The sequence below is a fragment of the Streptomyces sp. MK7 genome (assembly GCF_032658145.1).
Classification (GTDB): Bacteria; Actinomycetota; Actinomycetes; order Streptomycetales; family Streptomycetaceae; genus Streptomyces; species Streptomyces spiralis.
In genome coordinates this window covers 24,022-42,272 of record NZ_JAVACL010000003.1, presented here as the reverse complement: position 1 = coordinate 42,272, position 18,251 = coordinate 24,022, and the positions used below count along the sequence as shown (strand labels likewise).

At 71.2% G+C, this 18,251-nt stretch carries 15 protein-coding genes; 12 read left to right on the top strand and 3 right to left on the bottom strand.

All coding sequences use genetic code 11. The annotated features are described in order from the left end of the window. Positions 1–39: 39 nt before the first annotated feature. Together R2S09_RS05005 and R2S09_RS05000 are read right to left on the bottom strand one after the other, a co-directional pair. On the bottom strand, positions 40–1,197 hold the full coding sequence (locus R2S09_RS05005) for an acyl-CoA dehydrogenase family protein (protein WP_306189934.1): 1,158 nt from the start codon (positions 1,195–1,197) through the stop codon (positions 40–42). 234 nt (positions 1,198–1,431) lie between these two features. Then, positions 1,432–2,052 (bottom strand): TetR/AcrR family transcriptional regulator, encoded by a 621-nt coding sequence (locus tag R2S09_RS05000; protein ID WP_306189933.1) that lies wholly within the window; start codon positions 2,050–2,052, stop codon positions 1,432–1,434. 107 nt (positions 2,053–2,159) lie between these two features. On the opposite strand from R2S09_RS05000, the gene R2S09_RS04995 reads away from it, so the two are divergent. The 10 genes from R2S09_RS04995 (at position 2,160) to R2S09_RS04950 (ending at position 15,128) form a co-directional block, all read left to right on the top strand. Then, entirely contained in the window at positions 2,160–3,776 is a 1,617-nt protein-coding gene (locus tag R2S09_RS04995) for a carboxyl transferase domain-containing protein (protein ID WP_306189932.1), read from the top strand. Between the two features lie 16 nt (positions 3,777–3,792). Beyond that, a complete protein-coding gene (locus R2S09_RS04990) occupies positions 3,793–5,757 on the top strand; it encodes an acetyl/propionyl/methylcrotonyl-CoA carboxylase subunit alpha (RefSeq protein WP_316739955.1) in 1,965 nt (654 codons plus the stop codon). Then, positions 5,754–6,701 (top strand): hydroxymethylglutaryl-CoA lyase, encoded by a 948-nt coding sequence (locus tag R2S09_RS04985; protein ID WP_316739954.1) that lies wholly within the window; start codon positions 5,754–5,756, stop codon positions 6,699–6,701. The genes R2S09_RS04990 and R2S09_RS04985 overlap by 4 nt, the downstream gene beginning before the upstream one ends. A gap of 6 nt (positions 6,702–6,707) precedes the next feature. Then, a complete protein-coding gene (locus tag R2S09_RS04980) occupies positions 6,708–7,868 on the top strand; it encodes an acyl-CoA dehydrogenase family protein (protein ID WP_306189929.1) in 1,161 nt (386 codons plus the stop codon). A 123-nt stretch (positions 7,869–7,991) separates the two neighbouring features. Beyond that, positions 7,992–9,041, top strand: a complete 1,050-nt coding sequence (locus tag R2S09_RS04975) for an ABC transporter substrate-binding protein (protein WP_316739953.1) — start codon at positions 7,992–7,994, stop codon at positions 9,039–9,041. A 140-nt stretch (positions 9,042–9,181) separates the two neighbouring features. After that, positions 9,182–10,024, top strand: coding sequence for a siderophore-interacting protein (locus R2S09_RS04970; RefSeq protein WP_316739952.1), 843 nt, complete (start codon positions 9,182–9,184; stop codon positions 10,022–10,024). 98 nt (positions 10,025–10,122) lie between these two features. Then, positions 10,123–11,565 carry a lysine decarboxylase DesA gene (gene desA, locus R2S09_RS04965; protein WP_316739951.1) on the top strand — a complete coding sequence of 481 codons (1,443 nt, stop codon included), beginning with the start codon at positions 10,123–10,125 and terminating at the stop codon, positions 11,563–11,565. Further along, positions 11,549–12,835: a lysine N(6)-hydroxylase/L-ornithine N(5)-oxygenase family protein gene (locus tag R2S09_RS04960; RefSeq protein ID WP_316739950.1), complete on the top strand. Its 1,287-nt coding sequence runs from the start codon at positions 11,549–11,551 to the stop codon at positions 12,833–12,835. Before desA ends, R2S09_RS04960 begins: the two co-directional genes overlap by 17 nt. After that, positions 12,832–13,362 carry a GNAT family N-acetyltransferase gene (locus tag R2S09_RS04955; RefSeq protein WP_306189924.1) on the top strand — a complete coding sequence of 177 codons (531 nt, stop codon included), beginning with the start codon at positions 12,832–12,834 and terminating at the stop codon, positions 13,360–13,362. The genes R2S09_RS04960 and R2S09_RS04955 overlap by 4 nt, the downstream gene beginning before the upstream one ends. Beyond that, complete coding sequence (locus tag R2S09_RS04950; RefSeq protein WP_316739949.1) at positions 13,359–15,128, top strand: IucA/IucC family siderophore biosynthesis protein; 1,770 nt, start codon at positions 13,359–13,361, stop codon at positions 15,126–15,128. The genes R2S09_RS04955 and R2S09_RS04950 overlap by 4 nt, the downstream gene beginning before the upstream one ends. 66 nt (positions 15,129–15,194) lie before the next feature. Here R2S09_RS04950 and R2S09_RS04945 read toward each other — a convergent pair whose 3' ends face one another. Then, positions 15,195–16,820, bottom strand: a complete 1,626-nt coding sequence (locus tag R2S09_RS04945; protein WP_306189922.1) for a beta-N-acetylhexosaminidase — start codon at positions 16,818–16,820, stop codon at positions 15,195–15,197. A 90-nt stretch (positions 16,821–16,910) separates the two neighbouring features. Between R2S09_RS04945 and R2S09_RS04940 the strand changes: the two genes are divergently transcribed. Beyond that, positions 16,911–17,840: a DUF4429 domain-containing protein gene (locus R2S09_RS04940; protein WP_316739948.1), complete on the top strand. Its 930-nt coding sequence runs from the start codon at positions 16,911–16,913 to the stop codon at positions 17,838–17,840. Positions 17,841–17,973: 133 nt separating this feature from the next. Continuing rightward, positions 17,974–18,231, top strand: a complete 258-nt coding sequence (locus R2S09_RS04935) for a hypothetical protein (protein WP_306189986.1) — start codon at positions 17,974–17,976, stop codon at positions 18,229–18,231. The last annotated feature ends 20 nt before the right edge of the window (positions 18,232–18,251 follow it).

The following is an 18,251-nucleotide window of genomic DNA, read 5'->3' as shown; positions in this document are numbered from 1 at the left end:
GTTGTATCCTGCACTGATTTCGCGGATCCGTCGGGGCCCTTACAGGCCCATGTCCTTGGCGATGATCGTCTTCATGATCTCGCTGGTGCCGCCGTAGATGCGGTTGACGCGGTTGTCCGCGTACAGGCGGGCGATCGGGTACTCGTTCATGAAGCCGTAGCCGCCGTGCAGCTGGAGGCAGCGGTCGATGACGCGGTGGGCGACCTCGGTGCAGAAGAGCTTCGCGGAGGCGGCCTCGGCGGGGGTCAGCTCGCCGGCGTCCAGGGCCTCCGTCGCGCGGTCGGCGACGGCCTCGGCGGCGTCCACCTCGGCCTGGCAGGCGGCCAGCTCGAACTTGGTGTTCTGGAAGGCGGCGACGGGCTTGCCGAAGACGGTGCGCTGCTGGACGTACTCCTTGGCGAACCGGACGGCGGCCTTGGCCTGCGCATAGGCGCCGAAGGCGATGCCCCAGCGCTCGGAGGCGAGGTTGTGGCCGAGGTAGTAGAAGCCCTTGTTCTCCTCGCCGAGCAGGTCCTCGACCGGGACCTTGACGTCGACGAACGCCAGCTCGGCGGTGTCGGAGGTCCGCAGGCCGAGCTTGTCGAGCTTGCGGCCGACGGAGTAGCCCTCGGCCTTGGTGTCCACGACGAAGAGGGAGATGCCGAACCGGCGGTCGTCCTCGCGGGGCGCGGAGGTGCGGGCGCAGACGATCATGCGGTCGGCGTGCACACCACCGGTGATGAAGGTCTTGGCGCCGTTGAGGACGTAGTGGGTGCCGTCCTCGGAGAGCTTGGCGGTGGTCTTCATGCCCGCGAGGTCGGAGCCGGTGCCCGGCTCGGTCATCGCGATGGCCCACATCTCCTCGCCGGTGACGAACTTCGGCAGGTAGCGCTTCTTCTGCTCGTCGGTGGCGAGCAGCTTGATGTAGGGCAGGCCCAGCAGCACGTGCACACCGGAGCCGCCGAAGGAGACGCCGGCACGGGCGGTCTCCTCGTACAGGACAGCCTCGAACTTGTGCGTGTCCAGGCCGGCGCCGCCGAACTCCTCCGGCACGTTGATGCCGAAGACGCCCAGCTCGCCCAGCTTGTAGTAGAACTCGCGCGGAGCCTGTCCGGCGGCGAACCACTCGTCGTAGACGGGCACGACCTCGGCCTCGATGAAGGCGCGGACGGTCTCCCGGAACGCCTCGTGATCCTCGTTGAACACCGTACGGCGCACGCCGCCACCTCCACGTACATCGCCACTGTCTAAGCGCTTGCTCACACAACGTACCGGCGAGTACGGCAAGGCGTAAAGAAGGAGCACTGGTAACGCTCGTCACGTGAAGCAACCCAGGGGCGCGGGGAACTGCGCGCCTGACCCCCACCCACCCGCAGCCGCGCACCCGCGCAACACACCCACCCCTTGGGCGAACCGGGGGCGCGGGGCGGAGCCCCGCAGCCCCTCCCCCCCTCAGCCCGCCGCAGGCGATCCCGCAGGCGAACTCGCCGAGGCGAACGCCCCCCGCGCCATACGGTGCAGCAGCTCCGCCGTCGCCCCCCGCCCCGGCAGGAACCCCCGCCGCCCCAGGTGAGGCGTGGAGTTCAGCAGGCCGAAGACGGAGTGGACGGCCGACCGCGCGGCCGGCTCGGCGAGATCCGGGTGGACCTGGCGGACGACCTCCACCCACAGTTCGACGTACTGCCGCTGGAGCTGGCGCACGAGCTTGCGGTCGCTGTCCCGGAGGCGGTCCAGCTCGCGGTCGTGCAAGGTGATGAGGGGACGGTCGTCGAGCGCGAAGTCGATGTGCCCCTCGATGAGCGAGTCGAGGACCGCCTCCGGGCCCGCCACCCCGCCGGCCTCCGCCAGGCGCCGCTTCGCACCCGTCAGCAGCCGTCCGCTGATGCCGACCAGCAGCTCCGCGAGCATCGCGTCCTTGCCCGCGAAGTGCCGGTACAGGCCCGGGCCGCTGATGCCCACCGCGGCGCCTATCTCGTCGACCCCGACGCCGTGGAAGCCGCGTTCGGCGAAGAGCCGCGCGGCTTCCTTGAGGATCTGCTCGCGGCGGGTGGGGGCGTCGGTTCGCGTGGTCATGAAAACAATTCTAGACAGGATGGTTAGCGCTCGTTAACCTGAAGGAAATGGGTTAACGCTCATTAACAGTGGACCACGTCGAACCACCGGGTGAGGGGACCACAGGGATGCACGAGGCACCGGAGCTGACGAGCGCGGCCGATCCCGCGTCGGAGGCCTGGCGGGCCAACGATCAGGCACATCGCGCGCTCGTCGAGGAGCTGCGCGGCAAGCTCGCCGCCGCGCGGCTCGGCGGCGGCGAGAGGGCGCGGACCCGCCACACCGCGCGCGGGAAGCTGCTGCCGCGCGACCGCGTGGACACCCTGCTCGATCCGGGCTCGCCCTTCCTGGAGCTGGCCCCGCTGGCCGCCGACGGGATGTACGACGGACAGGCCCCGGCGGCCGGGGTGATCGCCGGGATCGGGCGGGTCAGCGGGCGCGAGTGCGTGATCGTCGCCAACGACGCCACCGTCAAGGGCGGCACGTACTACCCGATGACGGTGAAGAAGCACCTGCGCGCCCAGGAGGTGGCCCTGGAGAACCGCCTGCCGTGCCTGTACCTCGTCGACTCCGGCGGCGCCTTCCTGCCGATGCAGGACGAGGTCTTCCCCGACCGTGAGCACTTCGGGCGGATCTTCTACAACCAGGCCCGTATGTCCGGCGCCGGGATCCCGCAGATCGCCGCCGTCCTCGGCTCCTGCACCGCCGGTGGCGCCTACGTCCCGGCGATGAGCGACGAGGCCGTGATCGTCCGCAACCAGGGCACGATCTTCCTGGGCGGGCCGCCGCTGGTGAAGGCGGCCACCGGCGAGGTGGTGACCGCCGAGGAGCTGGGCGGCGGCGAGGTGCACTCCCGCGTCTCCGGCGTCACCGACCACCTCGCCGAGGACGACGCCCACGCCCTGCGGATCGTGCGGAACATCGTCGCCACCCTCCCCGCGCGCGGGTCGCTGCCCTGGGAGGTCACCGAGCCGGTGGAGCCCAAGGTCGACCCCTACGGTCTCTACGGCGCCGTGCCGGTCGACTCCCGCACGCCCTACGACGTCCGCGAGATCATCGCGCGTCTGGTCGACGGCTCGCGGTTCGCCGAGTTCAAGTCCGAGTTCGGGCAGACCCTGGTCACCGGGTTCGCCCGGATCCACGGCCACCCGGTGGGGATCATCGGCAACAACGGCATCCTGTTCTCCGAGTCCGCCCAGAAGGGCGCCCACTTCATCGAGCTGTGCGACCAGCGCGGCATCCCGCTGCTGTTCCTGCAGAACATCTCCGGCTTCATGGTGGGCCGCGACTACGAGGCCGGCGGCATCGCCAAGCACGGGGCCAAGATGGTCACGGCCGTGGCCTGCACGCGCGTGCCCAAGCTGACCGTCGTCGTCGGCGGGTCCTACGGCGCGGGCAACTACTCCATGTGCGGCCGGGCCTACTCCCCCCGCTTCCTGTGGATGTGGCCCAACGCCAAGATCTCGGTGATGGGCGGCGAGCAGGCCGCCTCCGTGCTCGCCACCGTCAAGCGGGACCAGTTCGAAGCACGTGGCGAGGAGTGGCCCGTGGAGGACGAGGAGTCCTTCAAGGCACCTGTCCGCGCCCAGTACGAGCGCCAGGGCAACGCCTACTACGCCACCGCCCGGCTCTGGGACGACGGCGTGATCGACCCACTGGACACCCGCCAGGTACTGGGCCTCGCCCTGACCGCGTGCGCCAACGCCCCGCTGGGCGACCCCCAGTTCGGCGTCTTCCGGATGTGAGGGGGACCTCGTAGACATGTTCGAAACAGTTCTGGTGGCCAACCGCGGCGAGATCGCCGTCCGCGTCATCCGCACCCTGCGCGCGCTCGGGGTGCGCTCGGTGGCGGTCTTCTCCGACGCGGACGCGGACGCCCGGCACGTCCGGGAGGCCGACACGGCCGTACGGATCGGCCCGGCGCCCGCGGCCGAGAGCTACCTGTCCGCCGAGCGGCTGCTTCAGGCCGCCGCCCGCACCGGCGCCCAGGCCGTCCACCCCGGGTACGGCTTCCTCGCGGAGAACGCCGGCTTCGCGCGCGCCTGCGAGGAGGCGGGGCTGGTCTTCATCGGCCCCCCGGCGGACGCGATCTCCCTCATGGGCGACAAGATCCGCGCCAAGGAGACGGTCGAGGCGGCCGGAGTGCCGGTCGTGCCCGGCTCCAGCGGCTCCGGACTCACCGACGCGCAACTGGCCGAGGCCGCCCGCGGGATCGGCATGCCGGTGCTGCTGAAGCCGTCCGCCGGCGGCGGCGGCAAGGGCATGCGGCTGGTGCGGGACGCCGATCGGCTCACCGAGGAGATCGCCGCCGCCCGCCGCGAGGCCCGCGCCTCCTTCGGCGACGACACCCTGCTCGTGGAGCGCTGGATCGACCGGCCTCGCCACATCGAGATCCAGGTCCTCGCCGACGGCCACGGCAACGTGGTCCACCTCGGCGAGCGCGAGTGCTCCCTCCAGCGCCGCCACCAGAAGATCATCGAGGAGGCGCCCAGCGTGCTCCTCGACGAGGAGACCCGTTCGGCGATGGGCGAGGCGGCGGTCCAGGCGGCCCGCTCCTGCGGCTACCGGGGCGCGGGCACGGTGGAGTTCATCGTCCCCGGCGGCACTGCGCCGGTCGGGGGGACACCCCCCGAACCCCCCGTGTCCTCGTTCTACTTCATGGAGATGAACACCCGTCTCCAGGTGGAGCACCCGGTCACCGAGCTCGTCACCGGCCTGGACCTGGTGGAGTGGCAGCTGCGGGTGGCAGCCGGCGAGCGCCTGCCGTACGCGCAGGGGGACATCACCCTCACCGGTCACGCGATCGAGGCCCGGCTGTGCGCGGAGGACCCCTCGCGCGGCTTCCTGCCCTCCGGCGGCACGGTGCTGCGGCTGCGCGAGCCGCAGGGCGACGGCGTGCGCACCGACTCCGGGCTCAGCGAGGGCACCGAGGTCGGCAGCCTGTACGACCCGATGCTGTCCAAGGTGATCGCGTACGGCCCCGACCGCGCGACCGCGCTGAGGAAGCTCCGCGCGGCGCTCGCGGAGACGGTCACGCTGGGCGTGCAGACCAACGCCGGATTCCTGCGCCGGCTGCTGGCCCACCCGGCGGTCGTGGCGGGCGAGCTGGACACGGGGCTGGTCGAGCGGGTGGTCGACCAGCTGGTCCGAACGGACGTGCCGGAGGAGGTCTTCGAGGCCGCCGCGGCCGTACGGCTGGACGCGCTGCGGCCGAAGGGCGCGGGCTGGACGGACCCGTTCTCCGTGCCGTCCGGCTGGCGGCTGGGCGGTGAGCCCAAGCCGGTGGCCTTCCACCTGCGGGTCACCGACCCGGTGGAGTACGCCCCGCGCGGCGCCCACACGGTCACCGAGGACACGGTCTCCGTGACGCTCGACGGGGTCCGCCACACCTTCCACGGCGCCGCGGACTGGCTCGGCCGCGACGGCGACGCCTGGCACGTGCGCGACCACGACCCGGTGGCCGCCTCCCTCATCCGCGCGGCCCATTCCGGCGCCGACTCGCTGACCGCCCCCATGCCGGGCACGGTCACGGTGGTGAAGGTCGCCGTCGGCGACGAGGTGGCCGCGGGCCAGAGCCTGCTGGTGGTCGAGGCGATGAAGATGGAGCACGTCATCTCCGCCCCGCACGCCGGCACGGTCACCGAGCTGGACGTCGCACCGGGCACCACGGTCGCCATGGACCAGGTGCTGGCGGTCATCGCACCGGCGGAGGAGGAAACGGCATGAGCATTCCGGAACTCGGTCTCCCCATGGCCGTCCCGGCCCCCGGCCTGCCCGCCCGGGTCAGGATCCACGAGGTCGGTCCGCGCGACGGCCTGCAGAACGAGAAGGCGACCGTACCGACGGAGGTCAAGGCGGAGTTCATCCGCCGCCTCGCCGACGCGGGCCTGACCACGATCGAGGCCACCAGCTTCGTCCACCCCAAGTGGGTGCCCCAACTGGCCGACGCGGAACAGCTGTTCCCGATGGTGAGCGGCCTCCCGGTGGACCTGCCCGTCCTCGTCCCGAACGAGCGCGGCCTGGAGCGGGCCCTGTCGCTGAGCGCGACCCGGGTCGCCGTCTTCGCCAGCGCCACCGAGTCCTTCGCGAAGGCCAACCTCAACCGGACGGTGGACGAGGCGCTGGCCATGTTCGAGCCGGTGGTGCGGCGGGCGAAGGACGGGGGCGCGCATGTGCGCGGCTATCTGTCGATGTGCTTCGGCGACCCGTGGGAGGGGCCGGTGCCCGTCGACCAGGTGGTCCGGGTCTGCCGGGCGCTGCGGGACATGGGCTGCGACGAGCTGAGCCTCGGCGACACCATCGGCGTCGCCACGCCCGGCCATGTGCTTCGGCTGCTGGCCGCGCTGAACGAGGCCGGTGTGCCCACCGGCGTCATCGGCGTCCACTTCCACGACACCTACGGCCAGGCCCTCGCCAACACCCTGGCCGCGCTCCAGCACGGCGTCACCACCGTGGACGCCTCCGCGGGCGGCCTCGGCGGCTGCCCGTACGCCAAGTCCGCCACCGGCAACCTCGCCACCGAAGACCTCGTGTGGATGCTGCGGGGCCTCGGCATCGACACCGGAGTCGACCTCGGCCGTCTCGTCGCCACGAGCGAGTGGATGGCCGGGCGGCTGGGCCGGCCCAGTCCCTCCCGCACCCTGCGTGCCCTCTCCCACAAGGAGCAGTGACCGACGATGAACCACCGCCTGACCCCCGAGCTGGAGGAACTCCGCCGCACGGTGGAGGAGTTCGCGCACGACGTCGTGGCGCCGAAGATCGGCGACTTCTACGAGCGGCACGAGTTCCCCTACGAGATCGTCCGCGAGATGGGCCGCATGGGCCTGTTCGGCCTGCCGTTCCCGGAGGAGTACGGCGGCATGGGCGGCGACTACCTCGCCCTGGGCATCGCCCTGGAGGAACTGGCCCGGGTGGACTCGTCCGTGGCCATCACCCTCGAGGCGGGTGTCTCCCTGGGCGCCATGCCGATCCATCTGTTCGGCACCGAGGAGCAGAAGCGGACCTGGCTGCCCAAGCTGTGCACGGGCGAGATCCTGGGCGCCTTCGGCCTCACCGAGCCCGACGGCGGCTCGGACGCGGGCGCCACCCGGACCACGGCCCGGCTGGACCCGGACACCGACGAGTGGGTGATCAACGGCACCAAGTGCTTCATCACCAACTCCGGCACCGACATCACCGGCCTGGTGACGGTGACGGCGGTGACGGGCCGCAAGCCCGACGGGAAGCCGCTCATCTCCGCGATCATCGTCCCCTCCGGAACGCCCGGCTTCACGGTCGCGCCCGCCTACTCGAAGGTCGGCTGGAACGCCTCGGACACCCGTGAGCTGTCCTTCCAGGACGTCCGGGTGCCGGCCGCCAACCTGCTGGGCGAACAGGGCCGTGGCTACGCGCAGTTCCTGCGCATCCTCGACGAGGGCCGGATCGCGATCGCGGCGCTGGCGACGGGCCTGGCCCAGGGCTGTGTGGACGAGTCGGTGAAGTACGCCAAGGAGCGCCACGCCTTCGGCAGGCCGATCGGCGCCAACCAGGCGATCCAGTTCAAGATCGCCGACATGGAGATGAAGGCCCACACCTCCCGGCTGGCCTGGCGGGACGCGGCCTACCGTCTGGTGGCCGGCGAGCCCTTCAAGAAGGAGGCGGCCCTGGCGAAGCTGTACTCGTCGACGATCGCGGTCGACAACGCCCGCGACGCCACCCAGATCCACGGCGGCTACGGCTTCATGAACGAGTACCCGGTCGCCCGCATGTGGCGCGACTCCAAGATCCTGGAGATCGGCGAGGGCACGAGCGAGGTGCAGCGGATGCTGATCGCCCGGGAGCTGGGGCTCACCGGCTGACACGGCCGGCTGCGGGCAGGACGGGCGCGGCGCCCCACCCTCTGGACACGAACTAAGGTTAGGCTAACCTAGCTTCGAACCTGTCCGGCGGGCGCTCCGCCCCGTTCGAAAGCAGTCACACCCATGCCCCTTGCCCGTGCCACCCACCTTCCCCGCCGCGGCGTCCTCGCCGCGGGCGGCGCCCTCGGCCTCGGGGCCGCGCTCGCGGCCTGCGGAACCGACGACGGGAAAAGCGGCGGCTCGGACAGCGGGACGGCGGCCGCCAAGTCCGGCCCGTGGACCTTCGAGGACGACCGCGGGCAGACCGCGAAGGCCGACAAGGTCCCCTCGGACATCGTGGCGTTCGTCGGGGTCGCCGCCGCGCTGTACGACTACGGCGTCCAGGCCAAGGGGGTCTTCGGTCCCACGACGACCAAGGACGGCAAGGCCGATGTGCAGGCCGGCGACCTGGACGTCAGCAAGGTGACGGTCCTCGGCAACGAGTGGGGCCAGTTCAACATCGAGAAGTACGCGGCCCTCGCGCCCGACGTCCTCATCTCCACGATGTTCGACGACGCCGGCACCCTCTGGTACGTCCCCGAGGAGTCCAAGAAGAAGATCCTGGCCGTGGGCGCCCCCAGCGTCGGCATCTCCGTGTACGACCGCCAGATGACCGAGCCGTTGCAGCGCATGCTGGCGCTCGCCAAGTCGCTCGGCGGGGACGTCACCGGCGACAAGGTCCAGCAGGCCAAGAAGCGCTTCGAGGACGCGGCCGCCCGGCTGCGCGCCGCCGCCAAGGCCAAGCCGGACATCAAGGTGATGGCCGGCTCGGCCAGCCAGGACCTGTTCTACGTCTCCGGCACCGACCTCTCCGTCGACCTGGAGTACTTCAAGGCCCTCGGCGTGAACTTCGTCGAGCCGCCGGAGCAGGCCAAGGCCAAGGGCGGCGGCTGGTACGAGTCGCTGAGCTGGGAGAACGTCGACAAGTACCCGGCCGACATCATCATGATGGACAACCGCACCTCTGCCATCCAGCCCGCCGACATCACCCAGGGCACCTGGAAGAAGCTCCCCGCGGTCAAGGCCGGCCAGGTCATCGCCCGCAACCCCGAGCCGATCCTGTCCTACGACAAGTGCGCCCCGCTCCTCGAGGACCTCGCCAAGGCCATCGAGAACGCGAAGAAGGTCTCCTGACCCTCACGCGACCAGCGCCCCCCTTTCCGCGACTCACCCCCGACCGCGCACCCCGACCGCGCACCCCGACCGCGCACCCCGACCGCGCACCCCGACAGCGCAGCCCGACAAGGCACCCTGACGACAACTCAGGAGCACACATGACCACGGCCGTGGCCGCCCCGTTCCGTTTCTTCTCCCTCCAGGTCGTACGGACGAGGCGGCTCGGTCCGTCTCTGCTCCGGGTCACCTTCGCCGGACCCGACCTCAGGGCCTTCCACTCGCACGGCAGGGACCAGTCCCTGTCCCTGTTCCTGCCCCACCCGGGCCGGCCCGAGCCCGTCGTACCGGTCGAACGCGGCGAAGGCTGGTGGCAGGCGTGGCGCGAACTGCCCGACGACGTACGGGCGGTGATGCGCTCCTACACGCTGCGCGCGCTGCGCCGCGACCCCGACGAAATCGACATCGACTTCGCCCTGCACGGTGTCGGGCCGGGGGCCGGCTCCCCCGCCGGACCCGCCTCCCGCTGGGCGGCGCACGCCACACCCGGCGACCGGGTGCTGCTGCTCGGCCCGGCCGTCGCCGACAACCGCGCCATCCGCTTCCGCCCGCCCGAGGACACCGACCTGGTGCTCCTGTGGGGCGACGAGACCGCCGTGCCGGCCGCCACCTCGATCCTCGAATCCCTTCCGGCCGGCACCCGGGTGCGCGCCTGGCTGGAGGTGCCCGACGCCGGTGACATCCAGGACGTGTCGACGCCCGCGGACGCAGACATCACCTGGCTCGTACGGCACGGCGGGTCCCCCATGGCCGTCGATGCCCTGCGGACCGCTCGACTGCCCGCCGCCGAGCGGCCGTACGTGTGGCTCGCGGGTGAGTCCGGGCAGGTGAAGGCGGCGCGCCGGCACTTCGTCGGCGAGCGGGGGATCGACCGGCGGCGTATCACCTTCGTCGGGTACTGGCGGCAGGGAATGACGGAGGAGCAGCTGCGGGCGGCCGAGTGACCGCCCCTGGAGTGAGGCCGGTCCCGGGAGAGGCATGCCCCGATTCCAGAAAGTTAGGTTAGGCTAACCTAAATTGAATCCACTGCGGAGGCCCCCACATGCGCTCACACCTGCTCAATGACCTCACCGCGGAGCACTACCGCCGCTCCGTGACCGAAGGAGTCGAGCGGGTGGCCGCCAAACTCGCCGCCACCGACCGTCCGTTCAGCGGCGTCACCGTCGACGCCCTCGCCCCCCGCATCGAGCGGATCGACCTGGACCGGCCGCTGCACGACACCACGGCGGCCCTCGACGAACTGGAGGAGGTCTATCTGCGCGACGCGGTCTACTTCCACCACCCCCGCTACGTCGCCCACCTCAACTGCCCGGTGGTGATCCCGGCGGTGCTGGGCGAGGCCATCCTGTCCGCCGTCAACTCCTCCCTGGACACCTGGGACCAGTCGGCCGGCGGCACCCTGATCGAGCGCAAGCTCATCGACTGGACGGCCGCCCGCATCGGGCTCGGGCCCGCCGCCGACGGCGTCTTCACCTCCGGCGGCACCCAGTCCAACCTCCAGGCGCTGCTGCTGGCCCGCGAGGAGACCAAGAGCCACGACCTGGCCGAACTGCGGATCTTCGCCTCCGAGGCCGGCCACTTCAGCGTCAGGAAGTCCGCGAAACTCCTCGGCCTGGGCCAGGAAGCCGTGGTCCCGATCCCCGTCGACCACGACAAGCGCATGCGGACCGCCGCCCTCGCCCACGAGCTGGAGCGCTGCCGCCTGCACGGCCTGGTCCCGATGGCCGTCGTCGCCACCGCCGGCACCACCGACTTCGGCTCCATCGACCCCCTGCCCGAGATCGCCGAGCTGTGCGCGCGGTACGCCACCTGGCTGCACGTCGACGCCGCCTACGGCTGCGGGCTGCTCGCCTCGCACAAGCACCGGGGCCGCCTCGACGGCATCGAGCGCGCCGACTCGGTCACCGTCGACTACCACAAGTCCTTCTTCCAGCCCGTGAGTTCCTCCGCCGTGCTGGTCCGGGACGCGGCCACCCTGCGGCACGCCACCTACCACGCGGAGTACCTCAACCCCCGCCGCATGGTGCAGGAACGCATCCCCAACCAGGTCGACAAGTCCCTCCAGACGACCCGCCGCTTCGACGCCCTGAAGCTGTGGATGACGCTGCGGGTGACGGGCGCCGACGGCATCGGCGAACTCTTCGACCAGGTCTGCGACCTGGCGCGGGAGGGCTGGCGGCTGCTGGCCGCGGACCCCCGCTTCGACGTCGTCGTGGAGCCCGCCCTGTCCACCCTCGTCTTCCGCTACATCCCGGCGGCCGTCACCGACCCGGCCGAGATCGACCGCGCCAACCTCCACGCCCGCAAGGCGCTGTTCGCCTCCGGCGACGCCGTGGTGGCGGGCACCAAGATCGGCGGCCGCCACTACCTGAAGTTCACCCTGCTCAACCCCGAGACCCGGCCGGCCGACCTCGCCGCCGTCCTCGACCTGATCGCCGGCCACGCCGAGCAGTACCGAGGAGAGTCCCTTGACCGCGCGTCCTGAAGCCCCGAACGGCACCTACGACCTCGTGGGGATCGGGCTGGGCCCCTTCAACCTGGGCCTGGCCTGCCTCACCGAGCCGATCGCCGACCTCAGCGGCGTCTTCCTGGAGTCCAAGCCCGACTTCGAGTGGCACGCGGGGATGTTCCTCGACGGCGCCCACCTCCAGACCCCGTTCATGTCGGACCTGGTCACCCTGGCCGACCCGACCTCGCCGTATTCCTTCCTCAACTACCTCAAGGAGAAGGGCCGGCTGTACTCGTTCTACATCCGCGAGAACTTCTACCCGCTGCGGATCGAGTACGACGACTACTGCCGCTGGGCGGCGGGCAAGGTGAGCAGCGTCCGCTTCGGCACCACGGTCACCGAGGTGACGTACGAGGACGAGCTGTACGTGGTGCGCACCGGGCGCGGCGAGACGTTCCGCGCCCGGCACCTGGTCCTCGGCACCGGCACCGTCCCCTTCGTCCCGCCCGCCTGCCGGGACCTGGGCGGCGACCTCCTGCACACCTCCCGGTACATGCACCGCAGGGCGGAGCTGAAGCGGAAGAAGTCCATCACGATCGTCGGCAGCGGTCAGAGCGCCGCGGAGATCTACCACGAGCTGCTCTCCGAGATCGACGTCCACGGCTACCGGCTGAACTGGGTCACCCGCTCCCCGCGGTTCTTCCCGCTGGAGTACACCAAGCTGACCCTGGAGATGACCTCCCCGGACTACGTCGACTACTTCCACGCGCTGCCCGAGGAGACCCGCCACCGGCTGGAGAAGCAGCAGAAGGGCCTGTTCAAGGGCATCAACTCGGACCTGATCGACTCGATCTTCGACCTGCTCTACCAGAAGAACGCCCAGAGCGGCGACCGTCCGGTCCCCACCCGCCTGCTCACCAACTCCTCGCTGACGACGGCCGCGTACGCGGACGGTGTGTACACCCTCGGCTTCCACCAGGACGAGCAGCACAAGGACTTCGAGATCCGCACCGAGGGCCTGGTGCTGGCCACCGGCTACCACTACGAGCCACCAGCGTTCCTCGCCCCGGTCCAGGGTCGCCTCCGCTTCGACGGCCACGGCCGCTTCGACATCGCCCGCAACTACTCCATCGACGTGACGGGCCGGGGCATCTTCCTCCAGAACGCCGGCGTCCACGCCCACAGCATCACCAGCCCCGACCTGGGCATGGGGGCCTACCGCAACGCGTACATCATCCGCGAGCTGCTCGGCACCGAGTACTACCCGGTCGAGAAGTCCATCGCCTTCCAGGAGTTCGCCGCATGACCTTCACGATCCGCCCGCTGGACCCCCTGACGGACACCCGCCTGCTGCACGGCTGGGTCACGCATCCCAAGGCGGCGTTCTGGATGATGCAGGACGCCGGGCCGGCGGACGTCGAGCGCGCGTACCTGGACATCGCGGCGGACGAGCACCACCACGCCTTCCTCGGCCTGCACGACGGCGAGCCCGCCTTCCTGATGGAGCGCTACGACCCGGCCCACCGGGAACTGGCCGGCCTGTACGAACCGGAGCCGGGCGACGTCGGCATGCACTTTCTGGTCGCGCCCACGGACACACCGGTGCACGGATTCACGCGAGCCGTGATCACCGCCGTGATGCGGCACCTGTTCGAGGACCCGGCGGTGCGCCGCGTCGTGGTCGAGCCGGACGTGCGCAACACGGCCGTGCGCGCCCTGAACGAGGCCGTCGGCTTCGAACCCGAGCGGGAGATCCGGAAGCCGGAGAAGAAGGCCCTGCTGAGCTTCTGCACGCGGGAGCGGTTCACCGCGGCCACGGGGGTGGCCGTATGAGCCTCGCCGACGCCGTCGCCCACCTCTCCCCCGAGCGCTGGGCGGCCGCCGACCGCCTGCTCATACGCAAGGCGCTCGCCGAATTCGCGCACGAGCGGCTGATCACGCCCGAGCAGGAGGGTGAACGGTACGTCGTCCGCGGCGACGACGGACTCACCGCCTACCGGTTCTCCGCCGTCCGGCGCGCCCTGGACCACTGGCAGGTCGACGCCGGCTCCATCACCCGGCATCGCGAGGGCACCGAACTCCCCCTCTCGGCCCTGGACTTCTTCGCCGAGTTCAAGGGGTCCCTGGGCCTGAGCGACGAGGTCCTGCCCGTCTATCTGGAGGAGATCTCCTCCACCCTCGCCGGCACCTGCTACAAGCTCGCCAAGCCACGGATCTCGTCGGCCGAGCTGGCGCGGGGCTCCTTCCAGGACATCGAGACCGGCATGACCGAGGGCCACCCGTGCTTCGTTGCCAACAACGGCCGGCTGGGCTTCGGTGTCCACGAGTACCTGTCGTACGCCCCCGAGACCGCGCGTCCCGTCCGGCTGGTGTGGCTGGCCGCACACCGCTCACGGGCGGCGTTCACGGCGGGTGCCGGGATCGAGTACGAGTCCTTCCTGCGGGCGGAGCTGGGCGAGGAGACGGTCCGCCGGTTCCACGGCGTGCTCACCGCTCAGGGCCTGGACCCCGCCGACTACCTGTTCGTCCCCGTCCACCCCTGGCAGTGGTGGAACAAGCTCTCCGTCACCTTCGCCGCCGAGGTGGCCCGCCGCCGTCTGGTCTGCCTGGGCGAGGGCGACGACGAGTACCTGGCCCAGCAGTCCGTGCGGACGTTCTTCAACGCCTCCCGTCCGGAGAGGCACTATGTGAAGACGGCCCTGTCCGTGCTCAACATGGGTTTCATGCGCGGGCTCTCGGCCGCCTACATGGAGGCCACCCCGGCGATCAACGACTGGCTGGCCGGGCTGATCGAGAACGACCCCGTGCTGAAGGCGACCGGTCTGTCGATCATCCGCGAGCGGGCGGCCGTCGGCTACCGGCACCGGGAGTACGAGCAGGCCACCGACCGCACCTCGCCGTACCGCAAGATGCTGGCCGCGCTGTGGCGGGAGAGCCCGGTGCCCACCCTCCGGGACGGCGAGACCCTGACGACCATGGCCTCGCTCCTGCACGTGGACCACGAGGGCGCCTCCTTCGCCGGCGCGCTGATCGAACGCTCCGGGCTGCCGCCCGCGCAGTGGCTGCGCCACTACCTGCGCGCCTACCTCACCCCGATCCTGCACAGCTTCTACGCCCACGACCTGGCCTTCATGCCGCACGGCGAGAACGTCGTCCTGGTCCTGCGGGACGGGGTGGTGCGGCGGGCGGTCTTCAAGGACATCGCCGAGGAGATCGCGGTGATGGACCCGGAAGCGGTGCTGCCGCCGGAGGTGGCCCGGATCCGGGTACAAGTACCGGAGGACCACAAGCTCCTGTCGGTGTTCACGGACGTCTTCGACTGCTTCTTCCGCTTCCTCGCCGCGCACCTCGCCGCCGAGGGGATCCTGGAGGAGGACGCCTTCTGGCGGACGGTCGCCGAGGTTGCGCGCGAGTACCAGGAGTCGGTGCCCGAACTCGCCGGCAGATTCCGCCGGTACGACCTGTTCGCCCCCGAGTTCGCGCTGTCCTGCCTCAACCGGCTCCAGCTGCGCGACAACCGGCAGATGGTGGACCTGGCCGATCCGTCGGGCGCCCTGCAGCTGGTGGGCACCCTGCGCAACCCGCTGGCAGGCCTGTAGGGCCGCGAAGACGGGCGGGCGCCCCGGAGTACGGTCCTCCGGGGCGCCCGTCGGTGTGCGTCCGTCCTACTCGGCGGGCCAGGGCACCTGGGGCGAGCGGTAGTAGCCGATGCCCAGGGCGTCCCAGCGCGGGGCCTGCGCGGCGAGCCGCACCTTGTAGGTGTCCCAGTCGTGGGTGGCCGCCGGGGACCAGCCCAGCTCGGCGGCGCCGGGCAGCCGGGGGAAGGCCATGTACTCGATCTGGGGGGAGGTGGACAGGGTCTCCGACCACAGCGGGGCCTCGACGCCCTTGACCGCGGAGGCGGGCGCGCCCGGCAGATAGCTGCCCGGGTCCCAGTCGTAGGACCGCTGGACCTCGACGTAGCCGGCCCAGGCCAGCCCCAGCGGGGTGTCCTTGGTGTACTTCATGTCGAGGTAGACGCGGTCGGCCGGGGACAGGATCAGCCCGGTGCCGTTCTGCGCGGCCTGGGCGACCTGCGCCTTCTCGGCGGCGCTGGTGGAGTCCAGGCCCCAGTACTGGGCGAGGGCGCCCTTGGCCGGGGTGGCGCCGGTCAGCTGGTGCCAGCCGACGACCGTCTTGCCGTACTTGGCGACGATGGGCTGCACCCGGTCCATGAACTTCACGTAGTCCTCATGGCTGGTGGAGTGCGCCTCGTCGCCGCCGATGTGCAGATAGCGGCCCGGGGTGATGGCGGCCAGCTCGCGGATCACGTCGTCCACGAAGCCGTAGGTGGCCTCCTTGGGCACGCACAGCGAGCTGAAGCCGACCTTGGTGCCGGTGTAGAGCGGGGGCGCCACGCCGTCGCAGTTCAGGTCGGCGTAGGAGGCGAGGGCGGCGTTGGTGTGGCCGGGCATGTCGATCTCGGGCACGACCTCCAGGTAACGGGAGGCGGCGTAGCGGACGATCTCCTGGTAGTCGGCCTTGGTGTAGTAGCCGCCCTGGCCGCCGCCGACCTGGGTGGAGCCGCCGTAGGTCGCCAGGCGCGGCCAGGAGTCCATGGCGATGCGCCAGCCCTGGTCGTCGCTGAGGTGCAGATGCAGCTTGTTGATCTTGTAGAGGGCGAGCTCGTCGATGTACCGCTTGACCTGGTCGACGGTGAAGAAGTGACGGGAGACGTCGAGCATGGCGCCGCGGTAGGCGTAGCGGGGGCTGTCCTGGACAGTGCCGCCCGCGACCGGCCAGGGTCCGGGCTGCGCGGACTTCTTCTCGACGGCGGCGGGCAGCAGCTGGCGCAGGGTCTGCACGCCGTGGAAGAGACCCGCCGGTTCACGGGCGGTGATGGTCACGCCCCCGGGCCCGCTGTCGAGGCGGTAGCCCTCGGCGCCGAACGGGCCCCCCGCCAGGCGCAGCCGGATGCCCCCCGGGCCGTGCGTGGTCAGCGGCAGCCGGTAGCCGGTCGAGGGCCGCAGGACGTCCGCGAGGTACGTGCCGACCCGGCGGGCCTCGGCGCCGCCGTCGACGCGGATACGGGTCGCCGGCGTGATGCGGTACGCGGCTCCGCCCGCGTGGACGGAGGCGGGCGCGGGGATCACCTGGCTCAGCGGGGTCGCGGCCGGCGGCGCGCCCTTGGCGGGCGTGGCGGCGACCGTGAACGCCCCGGCCGCCGCCACGAGCAGCAGCGAACCGAGGACGTGGGTCACCCGGATGGCCGTACGGGGCTTGCGGGGAGTCGTGCTGTGGTGCCGTCTCACATGCGCTCCCTTCACACGGGGTTCGAGGGCTCGGCGAGCACCCGATGGGTGTAGACCACTCTCTCGCACCAGCGGTGAAACAATCCCCCCATGGCGGAAATCATCCAGAAGGACGGCACCTGGACGTTCGACGGCGAGGCCCTGCGGCTGACTCCCGGACGGGACCGGAACGTCGGTCTGCTCCGCCGTACGCTGGGCGAACTCACCGTCCCGCTGGACGCCTTGGCGGGCGTCTCCTTCGAACAGGGGAGGAAGACGGGGCGGCTCAGGCTGCGGCTGCGGGACGGGGCCGACCCGCTGCTGCTCGCCACCGGCGGCCGGCTGACCGAGCCCCACGACCCCTACCAGCTGCTGGTGGAGTCGGACCGGTACGGCGTCGCCGAGTACTTCGTGGACGAGGTCCGCAGCGCCCTGCTGCTGGAGCAGGTTTCACCCGATCCGGTGACGCGGTATCTGCTGTCCGGCCCATCGCTGCCGGTGTCGGTGGCCGCCGGGGACGGCACGGCGAGCTTCGACGGCGAGCAGGTGCGGCTGGAGTGGAACTGGAAGACGGAGGACGCCAAGGCCGCCGGCGGCGCCCGCTCCCTCGCGCTGGCGGACATCACGGCCGTGGAGTGGGTGCCGGCGGCCGGGCTGGAGAACGGCTGCCTGCGCTTCACGGTGCGCGGCGCCCCGACCGGGACCCCGCCGAAGTACGACCCGCACGCGGTGGAGCTGTGGGGCTTCAAGAAGGACCCGCTGATGGCGCTGGTCGCGGCGGCCGTGCAGGCGCGGCTGCCGCATCCCGCCGCGTCCGGCGGAAAGCCCGGGGAGATACGGGCGGCGGACCCCGGGGCCGCACCGGAGGCGGCGGTGGTCCGGGCCCCGGAGGCCGGGGTGCCGCAGCAGCGCGCGGCGGCGGAGGACGATCACGACGCGCTGCTGCGGCGGCTGCGTGAACTGGGTGAGCTGCACCGCACGGGGGTGCTCACCGACGAGGAGTTCACCCTGGCCAAGCAGGCGGTCCTGAAGCGCATGTGAGGACCGCGCGTGAAGACCGCACGTGGGGACCGCGCGTGAGGACCGCACGTGATCGGAACACTGGGCGGCAGCCCCTGCCCGAAATCGGGCAAGATTGTTGCGAAAGCATCTCCCGTACTCCAGGATCTACCGGGTGCACGACGAACTCGTTGATCATCTGACGCGGTCCACACCCCTGACCCGGGGCGAGGCGCTGCGGGTGGTCCAGGACGTGCTCGCCTACTTCGACGAGACGGCCGAGGAGTTCGTCCGCCGCCGCCACCGCGAGATGCAGGCCCAGGGCCTGGTGAACGCGGAGATCTTCGAACGGATCGGGGCGGAACTGAAGTACCGCGCGGTGGCGCCGCCGGAGCTCTCGCTGCGGCAACTGCGACGGATCGTCTACGGCTGACCATCGCCGCCAGAGCCGAC

Excerpts from the sequence above, each read along its gene's own strand:
- R2S09_RS05000 (WP_306189933.1), bottom strand. The coding sequence starts at position 2,052 with ATGACCACGCGAACCGACGCCCCCACCCGCCGCGAGCAGATCCTCAAG.
- R2S09_RS04970 (WP_316739952.1), top strand. The coding sequence starts at position 9,182 with ATGACCACGGCCGTGGCCGCCCCGTTCCGTTTCTTCTCCCTCCAGGTC.
- R2S09_RS04995 (WP_306189932.1), top strand. The coding sequence starts at position 2,160 with ATGCACGAGGCACCGGAGCTGACGAGCGCGGCCGATCCCGCGTCGGAG.
- R2S09_RS04975 (WP_316739953.1), top strand. The coding sequence starts at position 7,992 with ATGCCCCTTGCCCGTGCCACCCACCTTCCCCGCCGCGGCGTCCTCGCC.
- R2S09_RS04985 (WP_316739954.1), top strand. The coding sequence starts at position 5,754 with ATGAGCATTCCGGAACTCGGTCTCCCCATGGCCGTCCCGGCCCCCGGC.
- R2S09_RS04955 (WP_306189924.1), top strand. The coding sequence starts at position 12,832 with ATGACCTTCACGATCCGCCCGCTGGACCCCCTGACGGACACCCGCCTG.
- R2S09_RS04990 (WP_316739955.1), top strand. The coding sequence starts at position 3,793 with ATGTTCGAAACAGTTCTGGTGGCCAACCGCGGCGAGATCGCCGTCCGC.
- R2S09_RS04980 (WP_306189929.1), top strand. The coding sequence starts at position 6,708 with ATGAACCACCGCCTGACCCCCGAGCTGGAGGAACTCCGCCGCACGGTG.
- R2S09_RS04950 (WP_316739949.1), top strand. The coding sequence starts at position 13,359 with ATGAGCCTCGCCGACGCCGTCGCCCACCTCTCCCCCGAGCGCTGGGCG.
- desA (WP_316739951.1), top strand. The coding sequence starts at position 10,123 with ATGCGCTCACACCTGCTCAATGACCTCACCGCGGAGCACTACCGCCGC.
- R2S09_RS04940 (WP_316739948.1), top strand. The coding sequence starts at position 16,911 with ATGGCGGAAATCATCCAGAAGGACGGCACCTGGACGTTCGACGGCGAG.